At 39.2% G+C, this 13,415-nt stretch carries 10 protein-coding genes and 1 pseudogene; 9 read left to right on the top strand and 2 right to left on the bottom strand.

The genetic code is table 11. The annotated features are described in order from the left end of the window. Positions 1-209: 209 nt before the first annotated feature. Positions 210-1,127, bottom strand: coding sequence for an ArsR/SmtB family transcription factor (locus AC0KTX_RS01615; protein WP_474250488.1), 918 nt, complete (start codon positions 1,125-1,127; stop codon positions 210-212). A gap of 251 nt (positions 1,128-1,378) precedes the next feature. Between AC0KTX_RS01615 and AC0KTX_RS01620 the strand changes: the two genes are divergently transcribed. The 5 genes from AC0KTX_RS01620 (at position 1,379) to AC0KTX_RS01640 (ending at position 8,187) form a co-directional block, all read left to right on the top strand. After that, entirely contained in the window at positions 1,379-2,695 is a 1,317-nt protein-coding gene (locus tag AC0KTX_RS01620) for an ABC transporter substrate-binding protein (protein WP_474250489.1), read from the top strand. A gap of 70 nt (positions 2,696-2,765) precedes the next feature. Then, positions 2,766-3,716, top strand: a complete 951-nt coding sequence (locus tag AC0KTX_RS01625) for a carbohydrate ABC transporter permease (RefSeq protein ID WP_474250490.1) — start codon at positions 2,766-2,768, stop codon at positions 3,714-3,716. Between the two features lies 1 nt (position 3,717). Continuing rightward, positions 3,718-4,566: a carbohydrate ABC transporter permease gene (locus AC0KTX_RS01630; protein ID WP_474250491.1), complete on the top strand. Its 849-nt coding sequence runs from the start codon at positions 3,718-3,720 to the stop codon at positions 4,564-4,566. Between the two features lie 67 nt (positions 4,567-4,633). After that, positions 4,634-6,148 (top strand): arabinosylfuranosidase ArfA, encoded by a 1,515-nt coding sequence (arfA, locus tag AC0KTX_RS01635; RefSeq protein WP_474250492.1) that lies wholly within the window; start codon positions 4,634-4,636, stop codon positions 6,146-6,148. Positions 6,149-6,237: 89 nt separating this feature from the next. Further along, the gene (locus AC0KTX_RS01640) at positions 6,238-8,187 is read left to right on the top strand and encodes a glycoside hydrolase family 127 protein (protein ID WP_474250493.1); all 1,950 of its coding nucleotides are present in this window, start codon (positions 6,238-6,240) and stop codon (positions 8,185-8,187) included. Between the two features lie 63 nt (positions 8,188-8,250). Here the strand turns inward: AC0KTX_RS01640 and AC0KTX_RS01645 are convergent, their stop codons facing one another. Then, a complete protein-coding gene (locus tag AC0KTX_RS01645) occupies positions 8,251-8,730 on the bottom strand; it encodes a DinB family protein (protein ID WP_474250494.1) in 480 nt (159 codons plus the stop codon). A 513-nt stretch (positions 8,731-9,243) separates the two neighbouring features. Between AC0KTX_RS01645 and chvE the strand changes: the two genes are divergently transcribed. The 4 genes and pseudogenes from chvE to AC0KTX_RS01665 all read left to right on the top strand — a co-directional run. Beyond that, positions 9,244-10,332, top strand: a complete 1,089-nt coding sequence (gene chvE, locus AC0KTX_RS01650) for a multiple monosaccharide ABC transporter substrate-binding protein (protein ID WP_474250495.1) — start codon at positions 9,244-9,246, stop codon at positions 10,330-10,332. 24 nt (positions 10,333-10,356) lie between these two features. Then, the gene (gene mmsA / locus AC0KTX_RS01655; protein WP_474250496.1) at positions 10,357-11,895 is read left to right on the top strand and encodes a multiple monosaccharide ABC transporter ATP-binding protein; all 1,539 of its coding nucleotides are present in this window, start codon (positions 10,357-10,359) and stop codon (positions 11,893-11,895) included. A gap of 6 nt (positions 11,896-11,901) precedes the next feature. Next, a complete protein-coding gene (gene mmsB, locus AC0KTX_RS01660) occupies positions 11,902-13,086 on the top strand; it encodes a multiple monosaccharide ABC transporter permease (protein ID WP_474250497.1) in 1,185 nt (394 codons plus the stop codon). Positions 13,087-13,153: 67 nt separating this feature from the next. After that, positions 13,154-13,411 (top strand): annotated as a pseudogene (locus AC0KTX_RS01665) (mannonate dehydratase); the annotation flags it as partial. Between the last annotated feature and the right edge of the window lie 4 nt (positions 13,412-13,415).

The raw sequence follows: 13,415 nt of genomic DNA on the forward strand, positions 1-13,415 counted from the left end.
GTTGACGAAAACCGTTTTGTCTGCCATTTTGAATCGTGAACGGCACGTTTCAGATCAAACATGAAATAAGCAACCTTAAAACATTTCATTTTTCAAAGGTTGCTTATTTTTGAATGGTCATTACAAGTTGTTTTTAAATGTTTTTTCAGATGTACGCATATTTAAAACTCAAAAGAAGACTTGAAAAAGAGATGATTTATTTTTGAGTTTTATGATTTATTTACAACATCATACAAAACTCTGACAACAATATCTTGATGATAATTGCCAAAGTCTTTTCCAAAGATTGTTATACCACCGCCGTTTTGATTGGATGATACCGCTAGTTTAAAATTTATGTTGGATTTTGCATTTAAGCCTATATCCGACATGGTTACATTGGATATTCTGCAACCGTCAATGAAAGTTCCTTCTTCATTAATTCTCAATAGTTTTAACATTCCATATTGATTAAGATGGTGTGGCCACCAATGAGGATTATATTTACCGATTTTGTCGCCAAAGTCACCAGGGGAAGTCCAATACCCCAATTCAATGTCATTTAAATAAAAGTAAATATCGGATGGCCAGTTATTATTATAACTTGGCGCTTCAGAACCTAATTCCATAATGAATTGCAGTTCTTTAAAAATTTCATTTCTTTTTAAATAATTAGGAATTCTGTATTCAATAAATCCTTCGGAAAACCAAATGATGCCTGCATTGATTCTTTGTGGATCTGCAAAATATCTCGGATCATCAAACTCACCAATAATGCTTTCTTTTGTTGCCAAACCGCACGTAGGCTCCACATGATAATTTGTGTAATGTCCAACTTTAATTTGGCACTCGTATAGATTCTCTTCTGCTTTTGGACGAAATTCAACTGTTAATTGATCTTCACAGAGGTAACAAACCTTTTGAATCCCATGCTTCCCTGGACTTGTAATAATTTCAATCAGCCCGCTTTCTTCTAATTTCTTTATATGCATTGTAACCGCACCATTTGTTAAATGAAGTTTCTCGGCAATCTCGTTTAAATATAAACTGTTATATTTCGCAAGTAAGTTTAAAATTTCAATGCGAATTTCAGAGCTTAAAGCTTTAAATATTTTTAGTCCGGAATGCAAATCTTTTATATAAACCACATAAATACCCCCTTAATATTTTAAATAATTATAAAATAAAGATAGACTATCGAGCGATAAATGTCAAAAAACATTTTAGAAAACGCATACAATTTTATGTTGACAAGCATAAATCATGTATTTAAAATAAAAATATAAAAAGTTTTAAAACTTTTTAAATATTTTTAGGTTTGTTTAAAATTAATTTTTTTTAATTGATTTTGAAAACGGCTTCATCCTTTTTAGGATAAGCAAAATTTTTCAAGGGGGTAATGTATATGAAAAAAAGAAATTTGTTTTTAGTATTAGTTTTTGTTGTTTGTATCGTTTTTTCAGGTTGTTCGAACAACAAGGGGAGTTCCAATAGCTCAAACAACACGACAAGTGTGGGAGAAGGAACAGAAATAGAACTTTGGACATTTAATGAATTGCACGGCAAATACTATGAAACAATGGTTAAAAAATGGAATGAATTACATCAAGATAAGAAAATAAAACTGGTGATTAGTGTATTGCCATACGACGATTTGCACAACAAACTATTGGTTGCGCTTCAATCCGGAAAAGGGGCTCCTGATATATCAGATATTGAAATTAGTAAGTTTGCCAATTTCCTAAAAGGTAAACCTCAACTATTGCCATTAAACGACGTGGTGGATCCTGAAAAATCAAATGTAGTGCAATCCAGACTTGACATTTATTCAAAAGACGGAAAAGTATATGGGATAGATTTCCATGTAGGTGCTTCAGTAATATACTATAATAAGGAAATTTTAGATAAAGCAGGAGTAAATCCTGATGATATTAAAACTTGGGAAGATTATAAAAAAGCAGGAAAACAAGTTTTGGAGAAAACCGGAGTGCCAATGACAACACTTGAAACCTCTGACCAATGGTCAATATGGCCGCAAGTAGCACAATTAGAAGGTCCGGTTGATTTCATTGATGAAAACGGCGAAGTAAATTTGAGCGATCCTCAGATCGTTAACGTTTTAAAATATGAGCAAGATTTAATTAATGAAGGAATAGCGGTTGCTGCGCCGGGGAATGGCCACCATAAGGAAGAATATTATGGATTTATGAACAATGGTGGTGCAGCTTCAGTTTGGATGCCAATGTGGTACATGGGGCGCTTTGTAGATTATATGCCAGATTTAAAAGGAAAAATTGTTATTAAACCGATGCCGGCATGGAAAGAAGGCAGCCCTCGGTCTGCTGGAATGGGCGGGACTGGTACAGCTGTTACAAATCAATCGAAACATCCTGAATTGGCAAAAGAATTTTTGGCATATGCAAAGCTATCAAAAGAAGGAAATATTGAAATTTGGAAGCAACTTGGATTCGATCCGATTCGCTCTGATGTTTGGGATTCTCCTGAGTTAAGAGAAGCAAATAAATTTACAGAATATTTTGGGGACAATATTTTTGATGTGCTTTTAGAAATAAAAGATGAAATTGAAGGAGTTCATATCACTGAAAAAACTCCCCAAATTTCAGATGCTTTAAAAACAACGATTCTTTACAGAACTCTTGTAGAAAAAGAAGACCCGGAAAAAGTGCTCAAAGAAGCAGAGAAAGAGATTAAGTAAAAACAGCTTAATTTTATGAGTATCACTAGTTGAATGTCAACTAGTGATACTTGAATAAAGGAGGATTGACATGGCTGGCAGTGAAATAAGTTTGAAAAATAAGCCGGAATATCCAAGTAAACAAGGAAGAGGTTTTAAGAATATTTTCTATTCCCAAAAAATTGCGCCTTATCTATTTGTTTTGCCCTTTATTTTCTCATTCGCTATTTTTTTTGCTTATCCAGTTTATTCGACGATTGTGATGAGCTTTCAAGAAGTACTCCCGGGTCAGGTCACATTTATAGGCTTTGAAAACTATAAGAACCTATGGAATCCAACTTTTTTAAAAGCTATTTGGAATAGTACAGTTTATACAGCATTAACCTTATTAGTGCTAATTCCGTTTCCTCTTCTTTTGGCTGTCTTTTTAAATTCAAAGCTGATGATTGCTAAAAACCTGTTTCGTTCCATCACTTTTATACCGGCATTAACATCAGTTGTGGTAGCAGGAATTATTTTCAGGCTTATTTTTGGTAGTCAAGAAGGAGCTTTATTGAACTCCATTGTAGGTGTTTTCGGGATGGAGCCAAAAGCATGGTTAAACTATGCAGGAACCAGTATGTTTGCGCTAGTTATTTTAGCTACGTGGAGATGGATGGGAGTAAACTTGCTTTATTATTTAGCCGGTTTGCAAAATATACCGAAAGAGCTTTATGAATCTGCGGAAATAGATGGAGCTTCTACAATTCAAAAATTCTTTTATATTACGGTTCCACTGCTAAAGCCAATCATTATTTACGTTTTTACCATTAGTATCTATGGCGGTTATTCCATGTTTGCTGAAAGCTATATGTTATATGGAAGCAACCGTTCCCCTAATGATATTGGCCTGACAATTGTCGGTTACCTGTATCGCAATGGCATTGAACAAAATAATTTAGGGCTAGGTTCTGCAATAGGGATTACACTTTTGCTGATAACATTTGTTATTACAATCATACAGTTAAAGTTTTTCGGCATGTTTAAAAGGGAGGATTCTTAATATGGGGGCTGAATCAAGGAAAAAATTTGGTTTACCATCGTTGGTGCTGCTTATTTTTTTCATTGCTATATCGATATTTGCTTTATTTCCCATTATTTCGATTGTTCTTGGATCCTTCAAACCGTCACAGGAAATCATGAGATTTGGACTTAATTTAAAATTGCAGCCTGAAGTTTTAACACTCAAAAACTATTTTTTCATTTTCTCAGGGGATTCAAATTATTTTACATGGTTTAAAAATAGCGTATTGATTACTGTTGTTTCAACCATTCTTTCGTTGTTTTTTTCCAGTTTAGTTGGATATGGCTTGGCAGTTTATCATTTCAAATTAAAAACTTTTATTTTTACATTAGTACTTATCGTCATGATGATCCCAATTGAAATCATCATGCTCCCTCTTTATCAATTAACGACTAATTTAGGACTTATGGATACCATCACAGGTGCTTTTTTACCATTTATTGTTGCTCCTGTACCTATCTTTTTCTTTAGGCAGTATGCAAGTGGTTTGCCGAAGGATCTTCTCGATGCTGCAAGGGTAGATGGTTGTACAGAAATAGGTATTTATTTCAAAATTATGATGCCTTTGATGGCTCCTGCTTTTGCATCTATGGCTATTTTGCAAGCATTGAATAGTTGGAATAACTTTTTATGGCCACTAATCGTTTTAAGATCCAGTGAAAAATTGACGCTTCCGATTGGATTGTCGACACTTTTGACACCTTATGGAAATAACTACGATGTTTTAATTGCAGGTTCTGTTTTGGCAATCATTCCTATATTAATTGTATACATTTTCTTCCAAAGATATTTTATCGAAGGAATGACTGCAGGTGGAGTAAAAGGATAATGAAAGAAACAGTTCTTATTTTTTAACAACATTAACATAAAATCAACTTTAAGGAAGGAGCATTCAGATGAAACAACAATTAAAAGCAAAAATGGTGATTGATAAGGAGTATAAAATTTCCAGTATTGATCATCGTATTTACGGTTCTTTTATTGAGCATTTAGGGAGAGCGGTTTATGGGGGGATTTATGAGCCGAGTCACCCGAACGCCGATGAACAAGGGTTTCGCAAAGATGTGATGGAGCTTGTGAGGGAAATCAATGTCCCAATCGTCCGCTACCCGGGCGGGAATATGGTATCCGGCTACAATTGGGAGGATGGGGTCGGACCGAAGGAACAGCGGCCGCGGCGGCTTGAACTTGCTTGGCGTACGATCGAACCAAACGAAGTGGGGACAAACGAATTTGTTGATTGGTCGAAAAAAGTAAATGCCGAAGTGATGATGGCGGTGAATCTTGGAACTCGGGGGATTGATGCAGCCCGCAATTTTATTGAGTATTGCAATCATCCGGGAGGGACGTATTGGAGCGATTTGCGCAAACAACATGGATATAAAGAGCCCCATAACATTAAAACTTGGTGCCTTGGTAATGAAATGGACGGACCGTGGCAAATTGGGCATAAAACAGCTGATGAATACGGAAGGCTGGCACTGGAAACCGCAAAAGTGATGAAGCTTGTCGACCCGACGATCGAACTGGTGGCTTGCGGAAGTTCCAATACGAAGATGCCGACTTTCCCGGAATGGGAGAGAATAACGCTTGAGCATACGTATGAAGCGGTCGACTATATTTCTCTTCATCAATACTACGGCAATCGCGAAAATGATCCGGCCAACTTTTTAGCCAAATCGCTTGATATGGATCATTTTATCAAAACGGTTATTTCAACGGCGGATTATGTGAAAGCGAAAAAACGCAGCAAAAAAACCATTCATTTGAGCTTCGATGAATGGAATGTTTGGTATCACTCCAATGAACAAGACAAGAAAATTGATCCGTGGACAATCGCTCCTCCACAATTGGAAGATATTTATAATTTTGAAGATGCGCTTTTAGTTGGCTGCATGTTAATAACGTTTCTAAAGCATGCTGACCGCGTCAAAATGGCCTGTTTGGCTCAGCTTGTAAACGTCATTGCGCCGATTATGACAGAAAACGGCGGCAAAGCATGGAGACAAACGATTTTTTACCCATACATGCATGCTTCCCGATACGGAAGGGGCACATCGCTTTTGCCGATTATTTCCTCGCCGAAATACGACAGCGCCGATTTTACAGACGTCCCTTATTTGGAGGCAGCGGCTGTTTATAACGAAGAAAAAGAAGAACTGACCATTTTTGCGGTCAACCGCCATTTGCAGGAAAAGCTTGCGTTAAACTGTGACATCCGCAGCTTTGAGGGATATCAAGTGGTTGAACATATTGTCCTTGAGCATGATGATTTAAAAGCAGTCAATACGAAAGAAGAAGAAAACGTCAAACCGCACAAAGGCGGCAATGCAAAAGTTTCAGACGGCATGTTGGAAGCGATGTTGCCGAAAACATCATGGAATGTCATTCGCCTCGCCAAACAACATTGATCACGAACAATCCGAAGCGCCTTGAAAGAGCCTTATATGAAAGGCTCTTCCATTCAATGGAGCCAAAGCAATTTTAATGGGGGATTTAGATGGGAGAAATAAAAGCAAAAAAACAAACACGTGTCAACGTAACGGATTCTTTTTGGCGGAAATATATGAAGATCGTCCGTGATGGAATGATTCCGTTTCAATGGGAAGCGTTGAATGACAGGGTTCCGGATGCGCCCCTAAGCCATGCTATGAAAAATTTTAAAATTGCGGCGGGTGAAGAACAAGGGGAATTTTACGGCATGGTTTTTCAGGACAGCGATGTGGCAAAGTGGCTGGAAGCTGTCACGTACAGTTTAGAAACCGATCCGAATCCTGAACTGGAAAAAATCACTGATGAGGTCATTGATCTGCTCGAAAAGGCTCAACAAGAAGATGGCTATTTAAACACGTATTTTACGATTAAAGAGCCTGAAAAAAGATGGGCGAGTTTAAGGGATAACCATGAACTATATTGTGCTGGGCATTTCATCGAAGCTGCTGTCGCTTATTATCACGCAACCGGCAAAAGAAAATTTTTGGACATTATGTGCCGGTTTGCCGATTATATCGATTCCGTTTTTGGGAAAGAGGACGGCAAATTGCATGGTTATCCAGGACATCAAGAAATTGAATTGGCGCTTGTCAAATTGTATCAGGCAACAGGGGAAGAACGTTATTTAAACTTAAGCCGATATTTCATTGATGAACGCGGCAAAGAGCCGAATTACTTCGTAGTGGAGAGAGAAAAAAATAAAGCAGGTGTCTTTGAGCAATTTTACCCGGGACATGAAAAAATGAAGAAATACAACCAATCCCATAAACCTGTAAGAGAACAAACGGAGGCGGTCGGGCATGCTGTCAGAGCTGTGTATATGTATGCGGCAATGGCGGATCTTGCCTGTCATACCGGTGATGAATCTCTTATCAAAGCTTGCTACACATTGTGGGAAAATGTTGTGCAAAAACAAATGTATATTACAGCAGGAATAGGGTCGAATGTCGATGGCGAGTCCTTTTCCTTTGACTATGATTTGCCGAATGACCTTGCTTACAGTGAAACGTGTGCGTCGATCGGCTTGGTATTTTGGGCGAAACGGATGCTGGAGTTGGAAGCCGATGCTCAATTTGCCGATGTGATGGAACGTGCTTTGTATAACGGCACTATCAGCGGCATGGATTTAGATGGAAAAAGATTCTTTTACGTAAACCCGTTGGAAGTATCGCCCAAAAAATGCGAGCGAAGAGAAAAGCAGCATGTAAAACCTGTACGGCAAAAATGGTTTGGCTGCGCCTGCTGTCCTCCCAATCTGGCAAGACTGATTGCTTCCATCGGCCGCTATATTTATTCACAAAAAGAAGATACGGTTTTTGTTCACTTATATATTGCCAATGAGCACGAAGTTGAGATCAATGGAAACCGGACACAGTTTCGTCTTAAGGCGAATTATCCTTGGGATGGCGACATCGAACTATCCGTTGATCCGGAAACGGAATCGCAATTTACCGTTGCCCTTCGTTTGCCCGGCTGGTGCAGAAACGCAACGCTCGCTGTCAATGACGAACAGATCGATCTAAAGACGGTCAATCAAAAGGGATATTTATATATTCAATGCAAATGGAAGAAAGGGGATCGCATCTATTTAAGATTCGCGATGCCGGTGGAAAGAATCAAAGCCCATCCAAATGTAAAAGAAAATGTCGGGAAAGTAGCGCTTCAGCGGGGACCGGTTGTATACTGCCTCGAGGAACAAGACAATGGCGCAAATTTGCATAACATTTTCATCCCTAGAAACGCAAAGTTGCAAGCAATTCATAAACCTGACCTTTTAAACGGAGTGACAGTGATTACCGGCCAAGCCGAAAGGATCGATGAATCGACTTGGGGTCATGAACTGTACAAAGCGCAAGAACCGAAAATGGTGCCGACAACTTTTACTGCTATTCCTTATTACTCATGGTGCAACCGCCAGCCAGGCGAAATGATCGTCTGGGTGAATGAAACAAAGTAACGGTCTCTTGAATATTGCATTGACTTTCATGGTCAAGCCGGCTGTCAAAGCCGGCTTTTCATTTTATACTTCCCGTAAATAACAAATATAATCCGTTGTTGTCCCTTCATATCCCATTTGCCTGATCATCGCGGCAATGTTGCCTCTGTGATAAGTGCCGTGGTTCACCATATGTTCAATGATTTCGGAAATTTTGTTGCTGAATGGTTCACCCTTTGTATTCTGATATACGACCGGATGTTCCAGATGGCCGATTTCGATGAAAAATTGTTTGATTTCTTCATGCAGATCGCTGCATTTTGTGATGGTTTCCCCAATCGTTTTGCACGTCTCTGTTTGAATGTACGGTATATGGCGCCCTTGAATTCGCGAATACCAAAGTTCGTCAACGGCAATGATATGGGCAAACGTTTCCGCAATTGTCGGAAAAACACTGTTGATTCTTTTCCAATAAATTTCTTCCGGAAGGTTTTTTAAATGGTGTAGAAGTTTTTCATTGTCCCATCCATGATAATCAAACAAGCGCAACAGTCTTTCACTCAAAACCTTTTCCCCCTCATGAAAAAGCTCATTTACAAATTTCTATATTTGCGCCAAAACTCCTGCTATTAAAATTGAAATAAGCTGTATTTAATCTTAAATAGGTGCGCATAAAGTTGATAGGACAGGATAAAAATTCCCTGTTGACATGTACGAATAAGTTTATTAATATAAAAAATAAATAAAGCGCTTTCTAATTAAAATTCAATTCGTCAAACGATATGATTCCGATTTTTTTATTTTTCTATACAATGAAACCGCTTTATTTTTTAATTTTAAAAATAAAGTGTACCGCTAATCAGAATAATCATCATACACTATTAAATTTGTACGGATAAATTGAATGTTTGCAAATTTTCGATTTATTGATCAATCTTTTTTCTTTCTTTCGTTTTAACAGGCCTGTTTGCATTTATTTTGAAACCGCTAGCATATCATTAAGTATGAAGTTGTTGATTTGCTTGAAAGAAATAGAAATCAATGAAACATATGAACACTGCGAAGGGAGGACATCTGATGAAAAAACGGCTATTTGCCTGTTTCCTCGTCTTGTTGCTCATTTTGTTAACGGCGTGCAGCAGTCAAGCTGTTAAAAACGTTGAAAAGGATGGGAAAAAATTCATTGGCATTTCGATGCCGACAAAATCTTCAGAACGATGGGTCAATGATGGCCAAAACATGGTCAAACTGTTTAAAGCAAAAGGGTATCAGACAGATTTGCAATATGCGGAAGATGTCATTGAAAACCAGGCAGCACAAATAGAAAACATGATTACAAAAGGTGTTGATGTACTAGTAATTGCACCGATTGACGGCCGGGCCGGATTAACCAATGTGATCGAGAGGGCGCATAAACTAGGAATAAAAGTCATCTCGTACGACAGGCTGATTCAAAATAGTAAATATGTAGATTACTATGTAACGTTTGACAACTTTAAGGTCGGGGTTTTACAAGGCCAGTATATCGAAGAAAAGCTTCAATTAAAAGAAGGAAAAGGGCCATTCAATCTTGAGATTTTTGCCGGATCACCTGATGACAACAATGCTTACATGTTTTTTGACGGAGCGATGTCTGTGTTAAAACCGTACATTGATTCGGGGCAGCTTGTTGTCAAAAGCGGCCAAACAAAATTTAACCAAGGCGCCACTTTAAGATGGGACGGCGCGGTCGCGCAAGCAAGAATGGATAACTTGCTGAGCGCCCACTATTCCAACGATCATGTAGATGCTGTTCTTTCACCGTATGACGGCATCAGCATTGGTGTGATTTCCTCGCTGAAAGGTGTCGGCTACGGCACAAAAAATAAACCGATGCCTGTCATAACCGGCCAAGATGCGGAATTGGCTTCCATAAAATCAATTATTAAAGGAGAGCAGACGCAGACTGTTTTTAAAGATACGAGAAAACTGGCGGAAAAAGCCGTACAAATGACAGATGCCCTGCTAAAAGGAGAAAAAGTGGAAGTCAATGATACAAAATCGTATGACAACGGGGAAAAAATAGTCCCTGCCTATTTGCTAAAACCGATATCAGTTGACAAAACGAATTATCAATCCGTTTTAGTTGACAGCGGTTACTATACAGAAGAACAGCTTGGACAATAGAGCAATCGAAAGAGTGGTGATAACATGGAAAGAAGTTATATATTGGAAATGCGCCATATCACGAAAGAATTTCCCGGTGTGAAAGCGCTTGATGATGTCAATTTAAAAGTAAAGGAAGGCGAAATTCACGCCTTATGCGGGGAAAATGGAGCAGGAAAATCAACGTTAATGAAAGTTTTGAGCGGCGTTTATCCGTACGGCTCGTATACAGGTGACATTATTTTTAAAGGGGAAGTTTGCCAATTCAAAAATATTAAACAAAGTGAAGAACTGGGCATTGTGATCATTCATCAAGAGCTTGCGTTAATTCCGAATTTATCGATTGCCGAAAACATTTTTTTAGGCAATGAGCTTGCAAAAAATGGAATGATTAACTGGAATGAAACGATCGTCAAAACGAGAGAACTGCTGGCGCAGGTCGGATTGCATGAATCACCTGAAACCATTGTTTCCAATTTAGGGGTAGGAAAACAACAGCTTGTCGAAATTGCGAAAGCGCTGTCAAAAAATGTGAAGCTATTGATCCTTGATGAACCGACAGCTTCGTTAAATGAAGACGACAGCGAGAATTTGCTTAATCTGCTCCTTGAATTTAAGAAAAAAGGGATGTCCGCCATCATCATTTCGCACAAATTAAATGAGATTTCCAAAGTTGCCGATTCGATCACAATTTTGCGTGACGGGAAAACGATTGAAACGTTGGATATGAAAAAAGATGATGTGACGGAAGATCGAATCATTCGCGGAATGGTCGGCCGCGATTTGACCAACCGTTATCCGGAGCGGCACCCGAACATCGGTGAGACGATTTTCCAAGTGGAAAATTGGAATGTCTACCATCCACTGCAGCCGGATCGAAAAGTGATTGACAATGTAAATATCCATATACGGCGCGGGGAAATCGTCGGTATTGCGGGGCTGATGGGAGCCGGGCGGACGGAGCTTGCGATGAGCATTTTTGGCAAAACATACGGCAAAAAAATCAGCGGCCAATTATACAAAAATGGAAAGAAAATTGAAATCCATGATGTCAACAGTGCGATGAAGCATGGACTTGCCTACGTTTCCGAAGATCGAAAAGAAACGGGCTTAATTTTGATGGATTCCGTTAAACAAAATATTTCTTTGCCAAACTTAATGAAAATATCGAGACGAAATGTCATTGATGAAAAAAAAGAAACAAATGTTGCCGAAGAATTTAGAAAAAAACTGCGCATTAAAACCCCGAGCATTTCGCAAAAGGTAGGCAATTTAAGCGGGGGAAATCAACAAAAAGTTGTTTTAAGCAAATGGATTTTTTCAGAGCCGGACATCCTTATTTTGGATGAACCGACAAGAGGAATTGATGTCGGAGCGAAATACGAAATTTATACGATCATTGATGAACTGGCAAGAGAGGGAAAAGGCATTCTCATGATCTCATCTGAATTGCCGGAAATTCTTGGCATGTGCGACCGCATTTATGTCATGAGTGAAGGAAGAATAACCGGTGAATTGATGCGAAGTGAAGCTACACAGGAAAACATCATGAAATATATGACGAATACAAAAGTCAGGGGGTAGCGGAAAATGCAATCAACCCAAACAAATGGAAAATCAACCTTGTTGCAAATGTTTCAAAATAATATTAGACAATATAGCATGATTATTGCACTTCTGTTTATCGTTCTTCTTTTTCAAATATTGACAAGCGGACTATTGTTAAAACCGTTAAATATCACGAACTTGATTTTGCAAAACAGTTATATTTTGATATTGGCAATCGGCATGATGCTCGTCATTATCACTGGCCATATTGACTTATCTGTCGGTTCCGTTGCAGCATTTGTCGGGGCTTTGGCGGCCATCTTTATGGTTCAATATAACATGCCTACGTTTCTAGCGGTCATCCTTTGCCTGTTCATCGGCGCTTTCATCGGTGCTTGGCAAGGCTTTTGGATCGCTTACGTCAGAATCCCTGCGTTTATTGTCACGCTGGCGGGCATGCTTTTATTCCGCGGGCTTACCATGATTGTTCTGGAGGGACAGTCAATCGCACCTTTTCCGGAAGCCTTCCAAAAAATAAGTTCAGGATTCCTTCCTGATTTTTCAGACGGTTCTATTCATATTGCAACGATTCTGATCGGCATTGTTTTATCGGTCATATATGTAGCAATGGAAGTAAGAAGCCGCGCCCAGAAAAAGAAATATCAGCTTGAATTGGAAAACAATCAAATCTTTTTCACAAAGCTCGTTGTCATCGTTGCTGTTATTAATCTTTTCTCTTATGTGCTTGCCATCTATGAAGGGATCCCGAACATTTTAGCCATTTTGGCAGTGTTCGTTGTCGCCTATACCTTCGTGATGAGAAAAACAGTGGCAGGCAGACACATTTACGCAATCGGAGGGAATGAGAAAGCTGCTTTGCTTTCAGGTGTCAAAACGAAGCGTGTAACATTTTGGGTTTTTGTCAACATGGGTGTTTTATCTGCCATTTCCGGCTTGATCTTTGCGGCCCGTTTAAATGCGGCAACGCCAAAAGCGGGGAACTTGTTCGAACTTGACGCCATTGCCGCATGCTTCATCGGCGGAGCCTCAGCCTACGGAGGTGTCGGAACTGTTCCGGGCGCGATCATCGGTGCGCTTGTGATGGGTGTGATGAACAACGGCATGTCGCTCATGGGGTTGGGCGTCGACTGGCAGCAGGCGATAAAAGGGTTAGTTTTGCTGGTGGCTGTTGCCTTTGACATTTATAATAAAAATAAAGCAGCTTAAAGATTAAAGAAATTGATCGAGGGTTTTCTATCGAATGGAAGCCCTCGATGTTTTTTTGGTTGCTGAAAACGGCGATTTCTATGAAACGTCCCATCGAAGTTCTGACGGGTCGCTCGACATGTACGAAATTTTGAGAGCGCTTTATGAGATGAATTTTAATGGATATATCAGGCCTGATCACGGGCGGATGATTTGGGGGGAGCAAGCAAGACCGGGCTATGGCTTGTACGATCGTGCTCTTGGCATCATGTATTTGCTTGGAATTTGGGACAGTTTGGCAAAGCAAGCAGAAAGGGAGATGGATTCATGGTCATTGAACAGTTGAAAGG

The organism is Aeribacillus sp. JST-2, from assembly GCF_056032925.1.